General features: G+C 74.9%; 21 protein-coding genes. 15 read left to right on the top strand and 6 right to left on the bottom strand.

Features of this window, described 5'->3' with window-relative positions:
* Window positions 1–120 precede the first annotated feature (120 nt).
* Window positions 121–339, top strand: a complete 219-nt coding sequence (locus GA0070606_RS09335; protein ID WP_091096842.1) for a hypothetical protein — start codon at window positions 121–123, stop codon at window positions 337–339.
* A gap of 144 nt (window positions 340–483) precedes the next feature.
* Here GA0070606_RS09335 and GA0070606_RS09330 read toward each other — a convergent pair whose 3' ends face one another.
* Window positions 484–1764, bottom strand: a complete 1281-nt coding sequence (locus GA0070606_RS09330; RefSeq protein ID WP_091096840.1) for an ATP-binding protein — start codon at window positions 1762–1764, stop codon at window positions 484–486.
* Between the two features lie 349 nt (window positions 1765–2113).
* Here GA0070606_RS09330 and GA0070606_RS09325 point away from each other — a divergent pair, with 349 nt between their 5' ends.
* The gene (locus GA0070606_RS09325) at window positions 2114–3220 is read left to right on the top strand and encodes a D-alanine--D-alanine ligase family protein (RefSeq protein WP_091096839.1); all 1107 of its coding nucleotides are present in this window, start codon (window positions 2114–2116) and stop codon (window positions 3218–3220) included.
* A gap of 243 nt (window positions 3221–3463) precedes the next feature.
* On the opposite strand, the gene GA0070606_RS09320 is transcribed toward GA0070606_RS09325, so the two are convergent.
* Both GA0070606_RS09320 and GA0070606_RS09315 read right to left on the bottom strand, forming a co-directional pair.
* Window positions 3464–4108, bottom strand: coding sequence for a DUF3515 family protein (locus GA0070606_RS09320; RefSeq protein WP_425413036.1), 645 nt, complete (start codon window positions 4106–4108; stop codon window positions 3464–3466).
* Window positions 4109–4342, bottom strand: a complete 234-nt coding sequence (locus GA0070606_RS09315) for an Lrp/AsnC ligand binding domain-containing protein (protein ID WP_013284547.1) — start codon at window positions 4340–4342, stop codon at window positions 4109–4111. It lies immediately after the preceding gene.
* Between the two features lie 122 nt (window positions 4343–4464).
* Between GA0070606_RS09315 and GA0070606_RS09310 the strand changes: the two genes are divergently transcribed.
* Complete coding sequence (locus tag GA0070606_RS09310) at window positions 4465–5403, top strand: thiamine-phosphate kinase (protein ID WP_091096834.1); 939 nt, start codon at window positions 4465–4467, stop codon at window positions 5401–5403.
* Window positions 5404–5432: 29 nt separating this feature from the next.
* Window positions 5433–5900, top strand: a complete 468-nt coding sequence (locus tag GA0070606_RS09305; protein WP_091096832.1) for a GNAT family N-acetyltransferase — start codon at window positions 5433–5435, stop codon at window positions 5898–5900.
* Window positions 5901–5928: 28 nt separating this feature from the next.
* Here GA0070606_RS09305 and GA0070606_RS09300 read toward each other — a convergent pair whose 3' ends face one another.
* Both GA0070606_RS09300 and rpmB read right to left on the bottom strand, forming a co-directional pair.
* Window positions 5929–7185, bottom strand: coding sequence for an ATP-grasp domain-containing protein (locus GA0070606_RS09300; protein WP_091096830.1), 1257 nt, complete (start codon window positions 7183–7185; stop codon window positions 5929–5931).
* A 279-nt stretch (window positions 7186–7464) separates the two neighbouring features.
* Window positions 7465–7656: a 50S ribosomal protein L28 gene (gene rpmB, locus GA0070606_RS09295; protein ID WP_088963534.1), complete on the bottom strand. Its 192-nt coding sequence runs from the start codon at window positions 7654–7656 to the stop codon at window positions 7465–7467.
* A gap of 328 nt (window positions 7657–7984) precedes the next feature.
* On the opposite strand from rpmB, the gene GA0070606_RS09290 reads away from it, so the two are divergent.
* The 11 genes from GA0070606_RS09290 to GA0070606_RS09240 all read left to right on the top strand — a co-directional run bounded on the left by GA0070606_RS09290 (window position 7985) and on the right by GA0070606_RS09240 (window position 19874).
* Window positions 7985–9598 (top strand): DAK2 domain-containing protein, encoded by a 1614-nt coding sequence (locus GA0070606_RS09290; RefSeq protein WP_091096828.1) that lies wholly within the window; start codon window positions 7985–7987, stop codon window positions 9596–9598.
* Window positions 9595–11796 carry an ATP-dependent DNA helicase RecG gene (gene recG / locus GA0070606_RS09285; RefSeq protein WP_091096826.1) on the top strand — a complete coding sequence of 734 codons (2202 nt, stop codon included), beginning with the start codon at window positions 9595–9597 and terminating at the stop codon, window positions 11794–11796. The genes GA0070606_RS09290 and recG overlap by 4 nt, the downstream gene beginning before the upstream one ends.
* Before the next feature lie 53 nt (window positions 11797–11849).
* Window positions 11850–12413 carry a 16S rRNA (guanine(966)-N(2))-methyltransferase RsmD gene (gene rsmD, locus GA0070606_RS09280; protein WP_091096825.1) on the top strand — a complete coding sequence of 188 codons (564 nt, stop codon included), beginning with the start codon at window positions 11850–11852 and terminating at the stop codon, window positions 12411–12413.
* Window positions 12410–12898: a pantetheine-phosphate adenylyltransferase gene (coaD, locus tag GA0070606_RS09275; RefSeq protein ID WP_091096823.1), complete on the top strand. Its 489-nt coding sequence runs from the start codon at window positions 12410–12412 to the stop codon at window positions 12896–12898. The genes rsmD and coaD overlap by 4 nt, the downstream gene beginning before the upstream one ends.
* 384 nt (window positions 12899–13282) lie before the next feature.
* Entirely contained in the window at window positions 13283–13780 is a 498-nt protein-coding gene (locus GA0070606_RS09270; RefSeq protein ID WP_091096821.1) for an SPFH domain-containing protein, read from the top strand.
* 109 nt (window positions 13781–13889) lie between these two features.
* Window positions 13890–14453: a YceD family protein gene (locus tag GA0070606_RS09265; protein ID WP_091096820.1), complete on the top strand. Its 564-nt coding sequence runs from the start codon at window positions 13890–13892 to the stop codon at window positions 14451–14453.
* Window positions 14454–14458: 5 nt separating this feature from the next.
* Window positions 14459–14632 (top strand): 50S ribosomal protein L32, encoded by a 174-nt coding sequence (rpmF, locus tag GA0070606_RS09260; protein ID WP_091096818.1) that lies wholly within the window; start codon window positions 14459–14461, stop codon window positions 14630–14632.
* A 136-nt stretch (window positions 14633–14768) separates the two neighbouring features.
* Window positions 14769–15743 (top strand): phosphate acyltransferase PlsX, encoded by a 975-nt coding sequence (locus GA0070606_RS09255; RefSeq protein ID WP_245724924.1) that lies wholly within the window; start codon window positions 14769–14771, stop codon window positions 15741–15743.
* The gene (rnc, locus tag GA0070606_RS09250) at window positions 15740–16588 is read left to right on the top strand and encodes a ribonuclease III (RefSeq protein WP_091096815.1); all 849 of its coding nucleotides are present in this window, start codon (window positions 15740–15742) and stop codon (window positions 16586–16588) included. The genes GA0070606_RS09255 and rnc overlap by 4 nt, the downstream gene beginning before the upstream one ends.
* A complete protein-coding gene (gene mutM, locus GA0070606_RS09245) occupies window positions 16581–17438 on the top strand; it encodes a bifunctional DNA-formamidopyrimidine glycosylase/DNA-(apurinic or apyrimidinic site) lyase (protein ID WP_091096813.1) in 858 nt (285 codons plus the stop codon). The genes rnc and mutM overlap by 8 nt, the downstream gene beginning before the upstream one ends.
* A 219-nt stretch (window positions 17439–17657) precedes the next feature.
* Entirely contained in the window at window positions 17658–19874 is a 2217-nt protein-coding gene (locus GA0070606_RS09240; RefSeq protein WP_091096812.1) for an MMPL family transporter, read from the top strand.
* A 190-nt stretch (window positions 19875–20064) separates the two neighbouring features.
* Here the strand turns inward: GA0070606_RS09240 and GA0070606_RS09235 are convergent, their stop codons facing one another.
* On the bottom strand, window positions 20065–20919 hold the full coding sequence (locus GA0070606_RS09235; RefSeq protein ID WP_091096810.1) for an endo alpha-1,4 polygalactosaminidase: 855 nt from the start codon (window positions 20917–20919) through the stop codon (window positions 20065–20067).
* Window positions 20920–20960 lie beyond the last annotated feature (41 nt).

Genomic DNA, 20960 nt, shown 5'->3' with positions numbered 1-20960 from the left:
CGATCGGGTTTCTCCCCCGTACCCGATCGCCGCGTGCCACGCCCCCGTGGCCGTCAGCCGGAAGGGATTCGACGTGCGTACTGGTCAGCAGGCCCGCGCCGACCGCCCCGGCGGCCTCCGATGACGCGCTTCCTCGTGGTGCTCACCGACGTCCGTCCCGTCGAGGGCGCCGGCCGCGACGAGCGGACCTGCCCCGAGCGGCGCCGCCAGGTGGTCGGCGCGACCAGCCGCGAGGCGGCCGACCGGATCGCCGGCGCGTTCATGGCGCTGGGCATGGTGCGGGCCGGCCGGCAGCGGGTCAAGGTGATCGCCATCGGCCGGCGGCACGCGCGCGGCTGAGCCGACGGCCCCCGCCCGCGCGCCCGGCTCGCGGCCGGAACGGTGCGATCGGGGAGAGCGGCCCCGCCGGACGGAGGGCCCGTCCGGCAGGAGGCCCGGCCCGGCGGAGAGGCGCGGCCCGGCGCCCCGCCGGGCCGCCCGGCGTCACAGCATCCGGCGGCGCTTCAGGTAGGCCACCAGGTCGTCGTAGACGCCGCCCTCGTTGGCGAACATCGCCACGTTGCGGGCGGTGGCCATCCACGGCTTCGTCGACGGCCGGACATCCTTCACCGCGCGCTCCAGGTCCCGCTGCTCGATCATGCGTACCTCGCCGGTGCGCACGGAGTCGGCCATCGCGAACTCGGCGGCGGTCTCGCAGAGATGGGCCAGGTCGGCGCCGGAGTAGTCCTCCGTGGCCGCCACGATCTTCCGCAGGTCGATGCCGGCGATCGGCCGCTCCCGCAGGTGGTATTCCAGGATGGACGCCCTCGCCTCCGCGTCCGGCGGCAGCACCAGCACCACCCGGTCGAGCCGGCCCGGGCGGCGCAGCGCCGGGTCGACGTCCCACGGGGTGTTGGTGGCGGCCAGCACGAAGACGCCCTCGTTGCTGCCCTCCATCCCGTCCAGCTCGGCCAGCAGTTGGTTGCCCAGCGTCCGCATGGAGCTGGAGCTGACCTGCGAGCGCTTGTGCCCGAGCGCGTCGACCTCGTCGAGGAACAGCACGCAGGGCGCGTTGCGGCGGGCCGCCTGGAACAGCTCGTGCAGATTGCGCTCCGAGTTGCCCATCCACATGTCCAGGACGTCCACGATCGACAGGGAGATGAACTTGGCGCCCATCTCGCCCGCGACCGCCCGGGCGAGGAAGGTCTTGCCGCAGCCGGGCGGGCCGTAGAGCATCAGCCCGCCGCGCAGGCTCTTGCCGTACATCTTGCGCAGTTCCGGGTTGCGCAGCGGGCCGAGGAACGCCAGCTCCAACCGCTCCTTCACCGCCGACATGCCGCCCACGTCCGCCAGCCGGACGACGGAGGTCTCCACGTCGTACACCCGGTCGGAGTCGCCGGTGACCGGCTCCGGCTCGTCGCCGGCGCGGGCGAAGCGCGGCGGCACGACGTCCGCCAACTCCTGCTCGTAGGCCGCGAGGGGATCCTGGTCGGCGGTCGCGGCGGGACCGCCGGGCGTCGCGGGCGCCGGGCGCTGCGCGGGCGGCCGCGGCCCCGCCGGGGCCGGCGCCGGCGGCGGTACGGAGCCACCCAGCGCCCGATGCATCAGGGCCTGTGCCTGGGCGTTTCCCGGGTCACGGGCGAGCGCCTGCCCGACCTGCGCGATCGCCTCTCCGGCCCGGCCGGCGTCCAACAGCAGCGAGGCGAGGTGCAGTCGCAGCGGCAGGTCGTCGGGGCGCGCGTCCAGGGCCGCCGACAGCGATTCGATGAGGGGATCAGCGCTCATAGGACGAGCAGCGTAGTGGGCCCCCGGTGCCGTCACCGCCCCGGATCGCGGCCCGGGCGGTGACGGCGGACGCGGCCCGGGTGAGGCGACCGGTGGGAGCGTCGCCGGGGCGGCCGGGCGCGGTCGGAGTCGACTGTCGGTGGGAGGCGCTCCGCCGGGAGCCGCGGGGCGGCCGGGTCGGCAGAAAGGGGGCGCGTCGGCAGTTACGCACCGTATAGGCGCTGCTGACCGATTGCGGCGTGGCCGTCGTCCCTCCCGGGTATCGCCATCCGGATTCGGCCACGCACAGTAAGGTCAACCGGGTGAGCGCCACGACGGGCGCCGCAGTCGCGTACGAAGAGGTGACGCAGTGACCACCCCAGGCAGGACCCGCGTGGCGATCGTCTTCGGCGGCCGCAGCCCGGAGCACGGCATCTCCTGCGTCAGCGCCGGAAGCGTGCTCGGCGCGCTCGACCCGGACGAGTTCGAGGTGGTGCCGGTGGGCATCACCCGGGCCGGCCAGTGGGTGCTGACCAGCGGCGACCCGGCCCAGTTGGCGATCAACGCCCGCCGGTTGCCCGAGATCACGGCGGAGTCCGGCACCGACATCGTGCTGCGCGCCGACCCGACCGGCAACGGGCTGATGGTGCTCGACCCGACCGAGGGCCCCCGGGCGCTCGCCGACGTCGACGTGGTCTTCCCGGTGCTGCACGGCGCGTACGGGGAGGACGGCACCATCCAGGGCATGCTGGAGATGGCCGGCATCCCGTACGTCGGGGCGAACGTCTTCGCCTCCGCCGCCGCCATGGACAAGGAGTTCACCAAGAAGCTCTGCGTCGCCGAGGGCATCCCGGTCGGCCCGTACGCGGTGCTGCGCAACGGCATGACGCTCAGCGAGGCGGACAAGGAGCGGCTGGGGCTGCCGGTCTTCGTCAAGCCCTCCCGGGCCGGCTCGTCGTTCGGCATCACCAAGGTCACCGACTGGGCCGACCTGGACGCCGCCGTCGCCACGGCCCGCCAGATCGACCCGAAGGTGCTCGTCGAGGGTGCCGTCGTCGGCCGCGAGATCGAGTGCGGCGTGCTGGAGGGCGAGGCCGGCGGCGCGCCGGAGGCGTCCGTGCTCGCCGAGGTGCGGGTCGTCGGCGACTACGACTTCTACGACTTCGAGGCGAAGTACATCGACTCCGAGAACGCCTGCGAGTACGACATCCCGGCGGGCCTGCCCGAGCGGGTGACCCGCCAGGTCCAGGAGTACGCCACCCGCGCCTTCACCGCGCTCGACTGCTCCGGCCTGGCCCGGGTCGACTTCTTCGTCACCCCGGAGCTGGACGTCTATCTCAACGAGATCAACACGATGCCGGGCTTCACGCCGACGTCGATGTTCCCCCGGATGTGGGCGGCGTCGGGGCTGGAGTACCCGAAGCTGGTCAACCGCCTCATCCGCACCGCTCTGCACCGCGGCGTCGGCCTGCACTGACGACCGGCCGCCGGGCAGCCGGCCCGTCGGACGCATCCAGATCCGCACAGTTCCAGGCCCGTCGGACGCATCCAGATCCGCACAGTTTCCCGGAGAGAGTGGCCTCCCGACGGGGGGAAGGCCACTCTCTCCGGGAAATTGCCCTGCCCGGCCTGCCCGGCCTGCCCGGCCTGCCCGGCCTGCCCGGCCTGCCCGGAGGGCGGAAGGGCCGGGAGGAAGGTCGGCTGGTCGGTGGTGGGGAGGTCAGCCGCGGCAGCCGCGCGGGGCGTCGCCGCCGGAGGGCACCGAGGCCACGACCGTGTCGGAGATCAGCGGGAGCCACTTCGCCGGCGGCTCGTAGGCGTTCGGCACCCGGACGGTCACCGCGGTCTCGCGGTCCAGCGTGCCGAAGACGGTGACGTCGGCCGCCTGCTCGGGATGCCAGCAGACGCCGTTGACGATGAGCACCTCGTCCGTGTCGTCGACGGCCGGCTCGGTGCCGCCGCAGGCCACGGTGACCGCCGGGTCGCCGTACGCGGCGTTCTGCTCCGGGCCGGCGCTGACCGGGCGCTGCGCCAGGTCGCCGATCGCCGGCGGCAGCTGGGACAGCAGGGCACGGCACACCGTGGCGGGACGTTCGGCCAGGGCCGGCGCGGCCATCTCGACCGGGGCGGTGGACTGCGGCCGTACGGCGCTGGCCGTCGGGCTGGGCGCGGCGGCGGGCTCGGCCGGCTGGTCCGGGGAGAGCTGGACGAAGGCGAGCACGCCCACCAGCGCGGTGACCGGGAGCGCGACGAGCGTGGCGATCAGCGCCGCGCTGCGGGTCGTCCGGTCCCGGGTCGGGCGGTCGGGGGCGACCTCGTCCGCCGGGGCGGAACCGGTCATGGGAGAGTCAGTGATCTTGTCCACTTACAGGCGCACCACCGAACACGTGAGGGTGCGGGTGATGCCGGGCACCATCTGCACCTTGCTGACAATGAGTTTGCCGAGCTCGTCGACGGTGTTCGCCTCGGTGAGGACGACCACGTCGTACGGCCCGGTGACGGCGTCGACCCGCACCACGCCGGCAAGGTCCGCGATGAGACCGGCCACGTCACGCGCGCGGCCGACCTCGGTCTGGATGAGGATGTACGCCTGTACCACGACTCGACCTCCGTCCGTCGCCGCTCACAGGCGGCCCGAAGGGAGAAAGTACCTTACGGACCAGGTCTGATCCCTATCGGTGGTCGAGGAGAAGCGGTGAGCGAGCACGGCGGAGGGCCGGCATGAGTGTGGCGGGGATCGGCGAGTTCGGCCTGATCGACCGGGTGACCGCCCGGTTGTCGTACGGATCGACCGTTCTGCTCGGTCCGGGGGACGACGCGGCGTTGGTGTCCGCCCCGGACGCCCGGGTGGCGGCCTCGACGGACGTGCTGGTGGAGGGGCGGCACTTCCGGCGGGACTGGTCGGCCGCGCGTGACGTCGGCCACCGGGCGGCGGCGGCCAACCTGGCCGACATCGCCGCGATGGGGGCGGAGCCGACGGCGCTGCTGGTGGCGCTCTGCATGCCGCCGGAGTTGGAGCTCGAGTGGGCCGAGGAGCTCGCCGACGGGCTGGCCGCCGAGGCGGCGAAGGTCGGCGCGAGCGTGGTGGGCGGGGACATGTCGGCCAGCCCCACGCTGACGATCGCGGTCACCGCCCTCGGCGACCTCGGCGGCCGGCCGCCGGTCACCCGCGCCGGGGCGCGCCCGGGGGACGTGCTGGCCCTGGCCGGCCGGACCGGGTACGCGGCAGCCGGGCTGACCGTGCTCTCCCGGGGCTTCCGCACGCCCCGGCTGCTGGTGGAGGCGTACCGGCGGCCGGAGGTGCCGTACGCGGCCGGACCGCACGCGGCCCGGCTCGGCGCCACCTCGATGATCGACGTGTCGGACGGGCTCGTCGCCGACCTCGGGCACGTGGCGAAGGCCAGCGGGGTGGCCGTGGACGTGCGGCGGGACGCGTTCGAGGTGCCCCGGCAGATGCGCGACGCCGCCCAGGCGCTCGGCGTCGATCCGTACTCCTGGCTCCTCGCCGGGGGCGAGGACCACGCGCTGGCCGCGACCTTCCCGCCGGCGGTGGCCCTGCCGCCCGACTGGCGGGCGGTCGGGCGGGTGACGGAGGGCTCCGGCGTCACCGTCGACGGCCGCCCCTACGACGGGCCCGGCGGCTGGGACCACTTCCGGTAAGGGCCGGCACGGGTCGTACCCTTTACTCCGTGAGTGCAATCGAGATCCGCGTCGAGCGCTTCGACTCGCCTGTCGCGCAGCGGCTGATCCGCGCCGCGCTGGCCGAGCTGGGCGAGCGGTACGGCGGCAGCGGCGACGACACCCCGGTCGAGCCGGGCGAGTTCGAGCCGCCGGCCGGCGCCTTCCTCGTCGCCCACCTGGACGGCGAGCCGGTCGGCTGCGGCGGCTGGCGCAGCCACGGTGACGAGGGCGACACGGCCGAACTGAAGCGGATGTTCACGACCCGCGCGGCCCGGGGCCGGGGCGTGGCCCGGGCGGTGCTGGCGGCGGTGGAGCGCTCGGCCCGCGAGCACGGGCGCAAGCGGATCGTCCTGGAGTGCGGCGACAGGCAGCCCGAGGCCATCGCCATGTACACGGCGGCCGGCTACGAGCGGATCCCCAACTTCGGCTTCTACAAGGACGCCCCGGGCTGCATCTCGTTCGGCCGCACCCTCTGAGCCGCCGCCCGGGGCGCCGCGCGCCGGCTCAGGCGGTGGTGATCCGGATCTGCTCGGCGGCCTTGCCGGCGTTGGCGGTCGCCTCGGCCGGGTCGGCGCCCCAGGCCAGCAGGTGACCGCTGCGCCGCAGCGAGGACGTCACCTGGGCCACGGCGTCGCCGACCGCCACGTCGAGCTGCACCTCGAGCACCCCGGGCACCCGCAGGGCCTGGCGCCTCCCGTCGATGGCGGTGACGGTGCCGGGCGGGGCCAGCAGGAACTCGACCGCCGCCGCGCCGCTCGGCCGCGCCGGCAGCGCCGGCCGCTCCCCGCGCAGCGTCCGCAGGTACGCCTCGATGAACCCGCACTCGTACGCGATCGACACCAGCGCGGTGATCATGTCGCCGGGCAGCCGGGCCGCGCACTCGACCAGCGTCGGCACCCCGTCGGCGACGATCCACTCGCTGTGCAGCGTGCCGGTGCGGAAACCGGCGGCGGCGGCCAGCCGGGTCGCCACCTCGATCAGCTCCCGACGGGTCGCCTCGGGCAGCGCGGTCGGCACGGTGTGGCCGGTCTCCACCGGGGCGCGTCCCGGCAGCACCCGCTTGTCGGTGACGTTGGCGAAGAAGACCTCGCCGTCGGCGACCAGCAGTTCGACGCTGTGCTCCCGACCGTCGACGACCTGCTCGACGAGGACGCCCGTGGGCAGCCCCCGGCCGGTCGCCTCCGGCGGCTCCTCGGGGGAGGCCGTCCCCGCCCAGGCGCCGGCGACCTCCGCCGGGTCGGCGATGATCTGCACCCCGAGGCTGCCCGAACGGCGGGTCGGCTTCAGCACGCACCGGCCGCCGTGCCGCTCGGCGAACTCCGTCGCGGCGACGGGGGAGTCGACCAGCGCGAAGGCCGGGTTGGCCAGGCCGGCCTCGGCGGCGAGCAGCCGCATCCGGTGCTTGTCGGCGAAGATGTCGGCCGCGGCGGGACCGGCCCCGGGCAGGCCCAGCGCCTCGGCGAGCCGGGCGGCGGCGCCGACGGCGTACTCCAGGCCGGGCATGACCAGGCGGGCGGTCGCCAGCGCGGGTTCCCGGGCGATCAGCGCGGCGGCGTCCAGGCCGGTCTGGTACTCGGCGGGCACCACCCGGGAGATGAAGGCCATCTCGCGGGCGAACCGCTCCAGCCCTCGGCGTTCGATGACGTCCGGTTCCTCGACGAGGACGACGGTGCCGGCCGGCAGCTCCTCGCTGAACCAGCGCAGCATTCCGAGGGAGGCCCCGACGATGACCATCTCGTGCCGGCCTAGGTCAAGCTGCACCAGTCGTCCTCCGCGCTCGGTTCTCCGTCGCGCCGGCCTCGATCCGGACTCCCGGCGCACGCAGACCCTAACCAGGTCAGCGTCGTGCGTTCGAACCGGCCGTCGCCTATCCGTCAGCCGGCCGGCCCTGACCCGGACCGCCGGGCGGCAACGGACCGGTGTCTCGACGGCGGCCCGGACGCGACAGGACCGGCGGGCGGCAGGTCCGGACACGACAGAACCGGCGGGCCCACGAGGGGCCCGCCGGTAGTGACGAGTGTGAAGCTGAGGGCTACCGCGTCAGGCGCGGGTGACCTTGCCAGCCTTGATGCAGGAGGTGCAGACCTGCATCTTCTTGGTGTTGCCGCCACCGGCCGGGGTACGCACCGACTGGATGTTCGGGTTCCAGCGGCGGTTGGTCCGCCGGTGCGAGTGGGACACGTTGTGGCCGAAGCCCGGTCCCTTGCCACAGACGTCGCACACGCTAGCCACGGGATACTCCTGGGTTTGAAACGTTCATGAGGTCGCCGCCAGGCGCTGCCCGGGCAACCTGGCCAGGTTACCCGATGACCCGGGCACCCGACCAACCGGCCCCGGGCGGGGCTCCGGGGCGGGGCCCGTCGCAGCGCGACGCGGACACGATCGCCCGGTCGGCACCGTCCCTCAGCCACGCGCACGAAGGGACGCGACCACGAGGGTAGTCACGGCCGGCGTCACCGGCGCGACCGGGGCCGGGGGAGCCGCCTGTCCACCGCCGGACACGCCGGGGGGCGACCCGCGGCCCCGGCGCGCGTCGGTGCCCGCCAGTAGGCTTCTCGCCGTGCAGGACACCCTCGACGCCGCCGCGGTGCGCCGCTGGTGCGTGGGCGGGCTCGCCGCGCTGAAGCGGCACCAGGGCGAGATCGACGACCTGAACGTCTACCCGGTGCCCGACGGCGACACCGGGACCAACCTCGTCCTCACCCTCACCTCCGCGCAGCAGGCGCTGGCGATGGATCTCGGCACGCTCCCGGAGGACGGCCCCACCCCGCACGGGCACGCGCTGCGGCTGATGGCCCGGGGCGCGCTGCTCGGCGCGCGGGGCAACTCCGGCGTCATCCTGTCGCAGATCCTGCGCGGCTTCGCCGACGCGGTCGCCGCCGTGCCGGCCGTGCGCGGGCGGGAGCTGGCCGCCGCGCTGCGCGACGCCACCACGGCCGCCTACGCCGCGGTCGCCCGGCCCGTCGAGGGCACGCTGCTCAGCGTCGTCGCCGCGGCGGCCCGCGCCGCCGAGCGGGCCGACAGCGACGACCTGCGCGCGGTGGCCCGGGCGGCGGCGGGCGAGGCGGCGCTGGCGCTGGCGCGCACCCCCGAGCAACTGCCGGCCCTGGCCGCCGCCGGCGTGGTCGACGCCGGCGGGCAGGGCCTCTGCCTGCTGCTCGACGCCCTGGTCGAGGTGGTCACCGGGGAGAGCCCGGAGCACCCCGCGCCCGCGCCGCGCAGCGTCCGCCCGCCGGCGACGGCCGTCCGCGAGACCGGTTCCGAGGAGTACGCCTACGAGGTGCAGTTCCTGCTCGACGCCGGGCCGGAGGCGGTGGCCCGGCTGCGGGCGGAGCTGGCCGCCCTGGGCGACTCCCTCGTGATCGTCGGCGACGGCGCCGCCGGCCCGGGCACCTGGAACGTGCACGTGCACGTCAACGACGTGGGCGCGGCGATCGAGGCGGGCGTGGTCGCCGGCCGGCCGCACCGCATCTCGGTGACCCGCTTCGCCGACCAGGTGGCCCCCGCCCGGCCGGCGGCGCGCGACGGCCGGGCGGCGGTGGTGGTGGCCTCGGGCGCGGGCATCGCCGAGCTGTTCGCCGGCGAGGGCGCGACGGTGGTGCCCGGCAACCCGTCGACGGGCGAGCTGCTGGACGCGATCCGCGCGACGGGCGCGGCCCGCGTGGTGGTGCTGCCCAACGACCCCGACACGCAGGCGGTGGCGAGCGCCGCCGCGCAGGAGGCGCACCGGCAGGGCGTCAAGGTCAGCGTGGTGCCCACCCGGTCACCGGTGCAGGCGCTGGCCGCCCTCGCGGTGCGCGACCCGGCCCGCCGCTTCTCCGACGACGTGATCGCGATGGCCGAGGCGGCCGGGGCCTGCCGCTACGCCGAGGTCTGCCACGCCGGCCGCGAGGCGCTCACCGTCGCCGGCCCGTGCCGCCCCGGCGACGTGCTGGCGCTGGTCGAGGGCGAGGTGCACCTCATCGGGGCGGACCTGACCGAGACCTGCGTCGCCGTGGTCGACCGGATGCTCGGCGGTGGCGGCGAGCTGGTCACGCTGCTCTCCGGGGCGGACGCCCCGGACGGGCTGGCCGAGGCGGTCCGCGAGCACGTCGGGCGGCGCTGGCCGTTCGTCGAGGTGCACGCGTACCCGGGCGGGCAGCCGTACTATCCGCTCCTGGTGGGGGTCGAATGACGTCCGAGCCGTCCACTGTCGACACGCCGCTGAAGAAGCTGGTCGGGGAGAAGACCGCGAAGGCCCTCGCCGGGCACCTCGACCTGCACACCGCCGGCGACCTGGTCTACCACTTCCCGCGTCGCTACGACGAGCGCGGCGAGCACACCGACATCCGCTCCCTCGACGTCGGCGAGCAGGTCACCGTGCTGGCACAGGTGCAGCGCACCGCCGTGCGCCCGATGCGCCAGCGCCGCGGCAACCTGCTGGAGGTCACCGTCGGCGACGGCTCGGGCGGCACCCTGACGCTGACCTTCTTCGGCAACCAGGCCTGGCGGGAGCGGGAGCTGCGCCCCGGCCGGTGGGGCCTGTTCGCCGGCAAGGTCACCGAGTTCCGGGGCAAGCGGCAGCTCAACGGCCCGGAGTACGTGCTGCTCGGCGAGGGCGGCGACGGCGAGGCGGCGGCCAGCGAGGAGATCGAGGAGTTCGCCGGTGCGCTGATCCCGGTCTACCCGGCCGCCGCCGCGGTGCCCACCTGGGTCATCGCCCGCTGCGTCCGGGTGGTGCTGGACACCTTCACCCCGCCGGAGGACCCGCTGCCCGCCGCCCTGCGGGCGAGCCGCAACCTGGTCGGCATCGACGTGGCGCTGCGCGAGATCCACCGGCCGTCCAGCAAGGAGGCGCTCTACCGGGCCCGGCGGCGGCTCAAGTGGGACGAGGCGTTCGCCGTGCAGCTCACCCTGGTGCAGCGCAAGCACCGGGCCGCCGCGTCGCCGGCCCGCCCTCGCCCGGCGAAGCCCGGCGGCCTGCTCGACGCGTTCGACGCCCGGCTGCCGTACGAGCTGACGCCCGGCCAGCGCGACGTGGGTTCGGAGATCGCGGCGGACCTGGCCACCGAGCACCCGATGCACCGGCTGCTCCAGGGCGAGGTGGGCTCCGGCAAGACGGTGGTGGCGCTGCGCGCGATGCTCCAGGTGGTCGACGCCGGCGGGCAGGCCGCGCTGCTGGCCCCGACCGAGGTGCTCGCCGCCCAGCACCACCGGGGCATCCTCGACCTGCTCGGCCCGCTCGGGCGGGCCGGCGAGCTGGGCGCGGCCGACGACGCGACCAGGGTGGAGCTGGTCACCGGCTCGCTGGGCGCGGCGGCCCGCCGCCGGGCGCTGGCCGAGGTGGCCGGCGGCGCCGCCGGCATCGTGCTCGGCACGCACGCCCTGCTCTACGAGGGCGTCGACTTCGCCGACCTCGGCCTGGTGGTGGTGGACGAGCAGCACCGCTTCGGCGTCGAGCAGCGCGACGCGCTGCGCGCGAAGGCCGAGCAGCCGCCGCACGTGCTGGTGATGACGGCCACCCCGATCCCGCGCACGGTGGCGATGACGGTCTACGGCGACCTGGAGACCTCGACCCTCTCCCAGCTGCCGCAGGGCCGATCGCCGATCGCCTCGCACGTGGTCCCGGCGGCCGAGAAGCCGGCCTTCCTCGACCGGGCCTGGCGCCGGCTGCGCGAGGAGGTGGCCGCCGGCCACCAGGCGTACGTGGTCTGCCCGCGCATCGGCGAGGGGCCGGCCTCGGAGGAGGAGCCGCCGCCGGTGGACGACAACGGCCGGCGCCCGCCGATGGCGGTCACCGAGGTGGCGCCGCTGCTCGCCGAGGGGCCTCTGCACGGCCTGCGGATCGGCGTGCTGCACGGCCGGCTGCCGGCCGACGAGAAGGACGCGGTGATGCGCTCCTTCGCGGCCGGCGACGTCGACGTGCTGGTCGCCACCACCGTGGTCGAGGTGGGCGTCAACGTGCCGAACGCCACCGTGATGGTCGTGCTCGACGCCGACCGGTTCGGCGTGTCCCAGCTGCACCAGCTCCGCGGCCGGGTCGGCCGGGGCTCGGCTCCCGGGCTCTGCCTGCTGGTCACCGAGGCGATGGAGGGCACACCGGCGCGGGAGCGGCTCGACGCGGTCGCCTCCACGACGGACGGGTTCAAGCTCGCCGAGCTGGATCTGGAACAGCGCCGCGAGGGCGACGTGCTGGGGGCCACCCAGTCGGGGCGGCGCTCGCACCTGCGCCTGCTGTCGCTGCTGCGCGACGCCGACCTGATCCGCGACGCCCGCGCCGAGGCGATCACCCTGGTCGAGGACGATCCGGAGCTGGCGCGCCATCCCGCCCTGGCCGCCTCGGTGTCGGCCCTGGTCGACGAGGAACGCGCGGAATACCTGGAGAAGGGCTGAGAACGGCGTGCCGTCGCGTCGCGTAGCGTCGTGCGCATGAACAGGCGGAGAAGGTGACGCGGATCGTGGCCGGCACGCTCGGCGGCCGGCGGATCGCCGCGCCGCCCGGGGCGGGCACCCGGCCCACCTCGGACCGGGTCCGCGAGGCGCTGTTCAGCGCGGTGCAGGCCGAGGTCGACCTGGCCGGTGCCCGCTTCGCCGATCTCTACGCGGGCTCCGGCGCGGTCGGGCTGGAGGCGCTCTCCCGGGGCGCGGCGCACGTGCTGCTGGTGGAGTCCGACGCGCGGGCGGCCCGGGTGATCCGGGAGAACGTCGCCGCGCTGCGCGCCGCCCCGGCCGCCCGGCTGGTCACCGGCAGGGTGTCCACGGTGCTGGCGGCCGGCCCGGACGGCGACCCGTACGACGTGGTCTTCGCCGATCCGCCGTACGCGGTGTCGGACGCGGAGGTCACCGCGATGCTCGCCGCGCTGGTGGGCGGCGGCTGGCTGGCCCCCGACGCCCTGGTCGTGGTGGAACGGTCCAGCCGGACGGGGCCGGTCGGATGGGTGGAGGGTGTCACCGGCGAGCGCAGTCGCCGGTACGGCGAAACCACCCTTTGGTACGGTCGCCGATCATGAGACGTGCGGTGTGTCCCGGCTCGTTCGATCCGGTCACCAACGGACACCTCGACATCATCGGCCGGGCGAGCCGCCTGTTCGACGAGGTGATCGTGGGCGTGCTGGTCAACCAGTCGAAGAGCGGCCTGTTCACCGTCGAGGAGCGCATCGACATGCTCCGCGAGGTGACCGCCTCCTACGACAACGTCCGGGTCGAGTCCTTCCGCGGCCTGCTCGTGGACTTCTGCCGGGCGCAGCAGGCGAGCGTGCTGATCAAGGGCCTGCGGGCGGTCAGCGACTTCGACTACGAGCTGCAGATGGCGCAGATGAACATCGGCCTGGCCGGCGTGGAGACGCTGTTCATGCCGACCAACCCGCTCTACTCGTTCCTCTCCTCCAGCCTGGTCAAGGACGTGGCGAAGTGGGGCGGCGACATCTCCGCGCACGTGCCGGACCGGGTCCGCGCGGAGCTCACGGCCCGCCTCTCGCCGCCGGCCCGCGCCTGATCGCTGGCCCGCGCCTGATCGCTGGCCCGCGCCTGATCGCTGGCCCGCGCCTGATCGCTGGCCCGCCACGGCACGTGCCGGGAGGCCCTCCGTCGGCGGTCGCCCCCGTCGGCGGCCCCCCCCCGTCGACGGACCGCCCTCCATCGGCGGTCGCCCGCACCGGGCGGGTCACCCTCCATCGGTGGGTCGTCCTCACCCGCGGGCCGCTGCCACCGGCCTTCGTCCACCGGCCGCCCGGCAAGGCAACGGGGCGGGTGGCGCGACGCGCCGGGCCGGGGTGAGGGGCGCGCTGTGGTCGGGGCGCGACATGATGTGTGGAGCGGGAACCCGGCCGCAGCCCGCATCATGTAGGTCGGCCCGACGAACGACAGGAGTGAGGTACCGGTGGACCCGCTCGATCGCATCGACGAACTGATCGCCATGGTGGAGCAGGCGCGCTCCGTCCCGATGTCGCGCAACAACTGCATGGTCGACCGGGGCGAGTTCATCGCGGCCCTCGACGAGCTGCGCGCCGAACTCCCCGCCGACCTGCGGCGGGCCGCCGCGCTGCTCGAGGAGCGGGACAAGATCATGGAGGCCGGCAAGCGGGAGGCCGACCGGATCATCAGCGAGGGTGAGGCGGAACACGCCCGCCTGGTCTCGGTGAACGAGATCACCGTCTCCGCCGAGCACGAGGGCGCCCGGATCATCGCCGAGGCCCGCGCCGAGGCGCAGCGCCTGCGCGAGGAGGTCGACGACTACGTCGACACCGCGCTGGCCAACTTCGAGCAGTTCCTCACCCGGGCGCTGGCCTCGATAGAGCGTGGCCGGGACAAGATGCACGCGCTGCGTGAGATCGGCACCTTCGCTGGGGACGAGGCGGAACGCCCGCTACCCTTCTGAACGGCACCTCACCAGCCGACAGGTGGGGCGGGCGTCGCCCCCGGTTCGACGGTGCGGCGGTCGCCCAGGTAACCTCTTTTGTCGGCCTCTCACCGGCCGGAGTCTGACTATGCCCAAACACACGCCTCCCACACTCAACCCCAGGTCGCCGCTGGTCCTCGACACGAGGGAGCTGCCGCGTCGGCCTGGTGCGTTGCGTACGGTCAAGCGGGTGTCACCGGCACCGGCGGACCTCGGCGTGGAGTTGATCGGCGTGCCGGAGGGCGCTGACCTCGACCTCGACCTGAGGTTGGAGTCGGTGTCCGAGGGCGTGCTCGTCTCGGGGACCGTCACCGGTCCCGTCCGGGGCGAGTGCGGCCGCTGCCTGCGCGAGATCAACGACTCGGTGGCCGTGCGGATCCAGGAGCTGTACGCGTACGAGAACAGCACCACGGACTCCACGACCGACGAGGACGAGGTGGGCCGGATGCAGGGAGACCTGATCGACCTGGAACCGGCGCTGCGGGACGCGGTGGTGCTCGCACTGCCGACCAACCCGCTCTGCCGGGAGGACTGCCCAGGCTTGTGCCCCGAATGCGGGGTGCACTGGGACGATCTGCCGGCCGACCACAGTCACCAGCAGATCGACCCGCGTTGGGCGGGCCTGTCGCAACTGACCCGTAAAGAGGAGTAGGAACCGTGGCCGTCCCCAAGCGCAAGATGTCGCGCAGCAACACCCGCGCCCGCCGGGCGAACTGGAAGGCTGCCGTGGTCGCGACCGTGGCCTGCCCGCAGTGCAAGTCCGCCAAGCTGCCGCACGCCGCCTGCTCCGTCTGCGGCACCTACAACGGCCGTCAGGTCCTCGAGGTCTGACCCCGGCAGCCGAGTGACGCCCCCGACCGCTGGTCGGGCGGCGCGCGCGCCCTGGCAATCGCCCGGTGCCCCGGCTCCCTCCGACGTCGGCCGGCCCGCTCCGGCCGGCGATCCGACGGAGCCGGGCACCGCGCGGATCGCCGTTGACCTCCTCGGCGGGGACGATGCTCCCGCCGTCGTGGTTGACGGCGCTCTGCGGGCCGTACGCGCCGACCCGGATCTGCACCTGCTGCTCGTCGGCCCGGCCGAGGCCGCCGGCGCGCTGATCGACGCCCTCGACCCGGCGCAGCGTGCCCGGGTCGCCGTTCGTCCGGTCCGGTCCGTCGTGCGGATGGCCGACCATCCCGTGGCCGCCCGCTCCGACAGCACCGTCCGCGCGGCAGTGCACGCCGTCCGCGACGGCATCGCCGACGCTCTCGTCTCCGCCGGCTCGACCGGCGCCACCGTCACCGCCGTCGCGCTGGGCCTCGGCCGCTGGCCGGACGTACGCCGTCCCGCGCTGGTCGCCACCCTGCCCGCCGTCGCCGGCCCGGTGGTCCTGCTCGACGTCGGCGGGTCGCTGGAGCCGCGCCCGGCCACCCTCACCCGGCACGCCGTCCTCGGCGCGGCCTACGCCGCCGTCGCGCACGCCGTCGGGACCCCGCGCGTGGGGCTGCTCTCGGTCGGCACCGAGGCCGGCAAGGGCGACCGCGCCCGCCGCCTCGCCGATCCCGTCCTCGCCGCCGCGCCGTTGCCCTGCGGCGCCCGCTACGTCGGCCTCGTCGAGGGGTACGACGTCTCCCTCGGCACGCGCGCCGATGTGGTGGTCACCGACGGCTTCACCGGTAACGTGCTGCTCAAGGCGATCGAGGGCGCGTACGCGATGGCCGGCGGGCCGCCGCCCGGCGGTGGCGCCCCCCGGGCGGCCGCCCTGCTCGGGGTGGCCGGGACGGTGGTCGTCTGCCACGGCGCGGCCCGGGCCGACGACGTCGCCTCCGGCATCGCACTGGCCGCCCACCTCTGGCGGCGGCGCGCCGCCGACCAGGTCCGCGCGCTGCTCGACGGCGCCGGGGCGGGCGACCCCGAGGAAAGCACCGACCGCACCACCGACACCGAGGTACCCACATCATGAGCAACGACAAGCGGCGGCGGGCGTCCGTCGGTCACCTGGAAGCCGCGTTCGGCGTCAGCCTGGATCCGGAGCTGCTGGAGCGCGCGCTGACCCACCGCTCGTACGCGTACGAGAACGGCGGCCTGCCCACCAACGAGCGGCTGGAGTTCCTCGGCGACTCGGTGCTCGGCGTGGTGATCACCACGGCGCTCTTCCACAACCACCCCGACCTGCCCGAGGGGCAGCTCGCCAAGCTGCGCGCCAGCGTGGTCAACATGCGCGCCCTCGCCGACGTGGCCCGCGGCCTGGGCCCCGACGGGCTCGGCGCCTACCTGCTGCTCGGCAAGGGCGAGGAGACCACCGGCGGGCGGGACAAGGCGAGCATCCTCGCCGACACCCTGGAGGCGCTGCTCGGCGCGATCTACCTCCAGTACGGCCTGGACACGGCGGCGATCGTCATCCACCGGCTGTTCGACCCGCTGATGGCCGAGTCGGCCGGCCGGGGCGCGGCCCTGGACTGGAAGACCAGCCTCCAGGAGCTGACCGCCGCGCTCGGGCTCGGCGTGCCGGAATACCGCATCGAGGGCACCGGGCCGGACCACCTCAAGACCTTCACCGCCTGGGTGGTGGTCGCCGGCAACCGCTACGGCGGGGCCGACGGGCGGAGCAAGAAGGAGGCCGAGCAGCGGGCCGCCGAGGCGGCCTGGCGCACGCTCACCGAGCAGGCGGAGCGGGAGCGGGCCGAGCAGGAACGCGCCGAGCAGGAGCGGACGGAGCAGGAACGCGCCGAGCAGGAGCGGGCCGGGGCGGGCGGCGCGGCCGACGGGGCGACCGCCGGCGCCGAGGCGGGCCTGGGCCGTGCCTGAGCTGCCGGAGGTCGAGACGGTCCGGCAGGGGCTCACCCGGTGGGTCACGGGCCGGCGGATCGCCTCCGTCGAGGTACGCCACCCCCGCGCGGTACGCCGGCACGCGCCCGGCGGGGTGCACTTCGCCGACGTGCTGGCCGACCGGACGGTGCTCGACGTGCGCCGGCGGGGGAAGTACCTGTGGTTGCCGCTGGACAGCGGGGACGCCGTCATCGGCCACCTGGGCATGTCGGGTCAACTGCTGGTGCAGCCCGCCGACGCGCCCGACGAGACCCACCTGCGGGTCCGGTTCCGGTTCGCCGACGACGGCCCCGAGCTGCGCTTCGTCGACCAGCGCACGTTCGGCGGGCTGTCGGTCTCCGCAGGCGGCGCGGAGCTGCCGGTTGAGATCGCGCACATCGCCCGCGACCCGATGGACCCGGAGTTCTCCGACGCGGCGTTCGTGGCCGCGCTGCGGCGACGGCGTACGGAGGTCAAGCGCGCCCTGCTGGACCAGACGCTGATCTCCGGGGTGGGCAACATCTACGCCGACGAGGCGCTCTGGCGGGCGAAGCTGCACGGCGCCCGCCCCACCGACGCGCTGACCGGCCCGGCCGCGCTGCGGCTGCTGGGTCACGTCCGGGACGTCCTGGCGGAGGCGATCACGTCCGGGGGCACCAGCTTCGACGCCCTCTACGTCAACGTCAACGGCGAGAGCGGCTACTTCGACCGGTCGCTGAACGTCTACGGCCGGGAGGGCCAGCCCTGCCGCCGCTGCGGCGCGCCCGTGCGGCGGGAGGCGTTCATGAACCGTTCGTCGTACAGTTGCCCGCGCTGCCAACCCCGCCCCCGGGGGGCCCTTCGGGGATGACCCCGAGCCGTTTTCCGGGTGGCGCCCGGCGCGTCGGCCCGACCGGTCGGGGATCTCCCTCCCGACGCGCCCGTTTCGGCCGGGTCGCCCCGTGCGCGCCGACGTTCAGGCCGCTTCCAGGTTCCGGGTGAGGCCGGGGCGCTTCCCTGATGTTCCGGGCCCGGCCCGCCCATAGCGTCGACCCGTTGACAGGGGGTTGACGTGACAGGGGGACCCGGAATGGCAAGACCGGTGACGGTGCGGTTGGCGCGGTGGAGCGCGGAGCACCCGTGGCGGGCCATCGCCCTGTGGGTGGTGTTCGTGGCGGTGTGCTTCGTCGGGGGGAACGCCGCGGGCCTCAAGGAGGCGACCGGCGCCGACCAGGCCGTCGGCGAGTCGGGCCGGGCCGGGCTCATCGTCGACGCCGGCGACTTCGACGACCCGGCGGTGGAGAACGTCCTGATCACCGCGCGTGGCGGGACGCTCGACCCGGCCGCCGCGAAGGCCGCGGCCGACGACGCGGCGGCCCGGCTGCGTTCGGTGACCGGCGTCGCCTCGGTCGGCCAGCCGGTGACGGCCCGGGACGGCTCCGCGCTGCTGTTGCCGATCACGATGTCGGGTGACCCGGAGACCGCGTCCGACCGGGTGCAGCCGTTGCGGGACGCCACCGCGCAGGTGCAGGACGGGCACCCGGGGCTGCGGGTCGAGCAGGTCGGCGGACCGTCGATCAACAAGGCGCTCAACGACACGCTCGGCGAGGACTTCAAGCGGGCCGAACTGCTCAGCCTGCCGGTGACCCTGGCCATCCTGATCATCGCGTTCGGCGCGCTGATCGCCGCCGGGGTGCCGGTGCTGCTGGCGCTCTCCTCGGTCGCCGCCGCGATGGGGCTGTCGACGCTCGCCTCGCACCTGGTGCCGGCGACCGACACGACGGCCAGCGTCATCCTGCTGATCGGCATGGCGGTCGGCGTCGACTACTCGCTGTTCTACGTGCGACGCGAGCGGGAGGAACGGGCCAGGGGACGCTCCGGCCTGGACGCCGTGGAGATCGCCGCGGAGACCTCCGGTCACGCCGTCGTGGTCTCCGGCTTCGCCGTCATGATCTCGATGGGCGGGTTGCTGCTCGCCAACGACGCCATCTTCTCCTCCCTCGCCGTGGGCTCGATCCTGGTGGTGGCGGTCGCGGTGATCGGCTCGCTGACCGTGCTGCCGGCCCTGCTGGCCAAGCTCGGCCGCTGGGTCGACCGTCCCCGGGTGCCCCTGCTGTGGCGGCTCACCGCTCCGCGTACCGGGCGGCACGGCGAGGCGCGGCCCCGGTTCTGGCCGGCCGTGCTGAAGCCCGCGCTCCGGGCGCCGGTGGCCACCCTGGTGATCTCGGTCGGGCTGCTGCTCGCCCTGGCCACACCCGCGCTGGGCATGAAGATGAAGTTCCCCGGCATGGAGGACCTGCCCCGCAGCACGGCGGCCATGCAGGCGTACGACCGGCTCACCGCGGCGTTCCCGAGCAACGGCACCAGCCACACGGTCGCGGTGCGGGCGCCGGCCGCCGAGGCGGACCGCGTCGCGGCGGCGCTGACCGCGCTGGCGGCCAGGGCGTCGGCCGACCCGCTCTTCGCGCCGGTCGAGGCGGACGGCCCGAAGATCGAGGTCTCGGCCGACCGGCGGGTCTCCGTGCTGGAGGTCGCCACCCCGCACACCAGCCGCACCGACGAGGCCGGCCGCTCGCTGGACCGGCTGCGCGACGACCTCGTCCCGGCCGCGCTCGGCGGCGTGCCCGGCGTGGAGTACGCCGTCGGCGGCGACATCGCCGACAGCGAGGACTACGCGCAGCACATCCGCGACAAGCTGCCGATCGTCATGGGCTTCGTGCTGGTGCTGACCTTCGTGGTGATGGTGCTGACGTTCCGCTCGGTGGTGGTCGCGCTCAGCTCGATCCTGCTCAACCTGCTCTCCGCCGGCGCCGCGTACGGGCTGCTGGTGCTGGTCTTCCAGGGCGACTGGGCCGAGGGGCTGCTCGGCTTCACCTCGATGGGCGCGATCGTCACCTGGCTGCCGCTCTTCCTCTTCGTGGTGCTGTTCGGACTCTCGATGGACTACCACGTCTTCGTGGTGAGCCGGATCCGCGAGGGCGTCCGGGCCGGCATGTCGAACCGGGACGCGGTGGCGTACGGCATCACCTCGTCGGCGGGCGTGGTGACCAGCGCGGCGATCGTGATGGTCGGGGTCTTCTCGATCTTCGCCACGCTGAGCACGATCGACATGAAGCAGCTCGGCATCGGACTTGCGGCGGCGATCCTGCTGGACGCCACGATCATCCGCGCGGTGGTGCTGCCGGCGCTGATGACGATGCTCGGCGACGCGAACTGGTGGGCCCCGAAGTTCCTGCGGGCGCGCCCCGCCGCGGACGCTCCCACGGACCCGCCGGCCCCGACACCGGAGCTGGTCGGCGCGCGCTGACCCACCCCACTCCGGAGGCCGGACCGCACCCGCGGTCCGGCCTCCCGCCGTCGCCCGGCCACGCGCGCCGTCGCCCGGCCACGCGCGCCGTCGCCCGGCCACGCGCGCCGTTGCTTGGTCGCGTGCGCTGTCACCCGGTCGCGTGCGTCGTCGCCCGGCCACGCGCGCCGTCGCCCGGCCACGCGCGCCGTCACCCGGTCGCGTGCGCCGTCGGGCAGGGGATCCGCCAGGCGTCCAACCGTCGCTCCTTGCGGATCGAGGAGAAGCCGTAGCCCACCGTGGTGACGCAGAAGTCCGTGGTTGCGCCCGTGTACTCCACGTGGAACACCGGCTTGCCCGCCTCGACGAACGGCAGCAGCTTGGCGCACAGGCCCAGCCGGACGCACTCCTCGTTGACGGCGAAGTCGAAGTCCGGTGCCAGGGCGGCCACCTGCGGCACGGCGTTGACCAGGCCGGGGGAGAGGTCCAGGGACCGGGCCAGCTCGGCCAGGCGGCGGTTGAACAGCAACTGGTCGTCGAAGCCGAGCGGGAAACCGGAGCGTCGGGCGTACCCGTCGGCGTCGGCCAGCGCGACCGCGCCGAAGCCCTTGCCCCGGCAGAGCCGGAACCGGTCCGCCAGCACCGGCCGCAGCGCGTCCCACTGCCGCACGTCGAGCCACCGGCTCTGCGGGCGCGGGGCCGGGGCGCCGCGTACGGCGGTCGGGAAGCGGCTCGCGTCGGGGTCGGCGGGCGCGACCGATCCCACGTGCACCAGGCAGACCAGCCGACGGTCCCGGGATCGCAGCTCGGCGGTCTCGGCGGCGGTGGTGGCGACCGGGTCGAGCAGGAAGACGTCGGCGTCGACGGTCGGGTCCAGCACCCCGCTCAGTTGCCACTGCCACTGCCACCGCCCGGCCGACTCCACCGGCCAGGTGGTCGGCGCGCCGGGCGGGGCGAGCGCCACCCGGCAGGCGCCGACTGCGGTCAGCAGCGCGAGTACGGCGCAGCGGGCCAGGATCCCGCGCGGGCCCCGCCCGAGGGCGCGCGTACGCGGCCCGATCCGCATCGGCAGCTCCGCAGGTCGCGGGCGGCCCCGTGCCGCCCGGG

This window comes from Micromonospora citrea (genome assembly GCF_900090315.1).
Classification (GTDB): domain Bacteria; phylum Actinomycetota; class Actinomycetes; order Mycobacteriales; family Micromonosporaceae; genus Micromonospora; species Micromonospora citrea.
Note: the sequence above shows the minus strand (reverse complement) of the source record. Positions and strands in the feature narration are given on the sequence as shown.

Coding starts and splice junctions, on each gene's coding strand:
- GA0070606_RS09330 (WP_091096840.1), bottom strand. CDS start 1,764: ATGAGCGCTGATCCCCTCATCGAATCGCTGTCGGCGGCCCTGGACGCG.
- GA0070606_RS09240 (WP_091096812.1), top strand. CDS start 17,658: ATGGCAAGACCGGTGACGGTGCGGTTGGCGCGGTGGAGCGCGGAGCAC.
- GA0070606_RS09310 (WP_091096834.1), top strand. CDS start 4,465: ATGAGTGTGGCGGGGATCGGCGAGTTCGGCCTGATCGACCGGGTGACC.
- GA0070606_RS09335 (WP_091096842.1), top strand. CDS start 121: ATGACGCGCTTCCTCGTGGTGCTCACCGACGTCCGTCCCGTCGAGGGC.
- GA0070606_RS09235 (WP_091096810.1), bottom strand. CDS start 20,919: ATGCGGATCGGGCCGCGTACGCGCGCCCTCGGGCGGGGCCCGCGCGGG.
- coaD (WP_091096823.1), top strand. CDS start 12,410: ATGAGACGTGCGGTGTGTCCCGGCTCGTTCGATCCGGTCACCAACGGA.
- recG (WP_091096826.1), top strand. CDS start 9,595: ATGACGTCCGAGCCGTCCACTGTCGACACGCCGCTGAAGAAGCTGGTC.
- rnc (WP_091096815.1), top strand. CDS start 15,740: ATGAGCAACGACAAGCGGCGGCGGGCGTCCGTCGGTCACCTGGAAGCC.
- GA0070606_RS09265 (WP_091096820.1), top strand. CDS start 13,890: ATGCCCAAACACACGCCTCCCACACTCAACCCCAGGTCGCCGCTGGTC.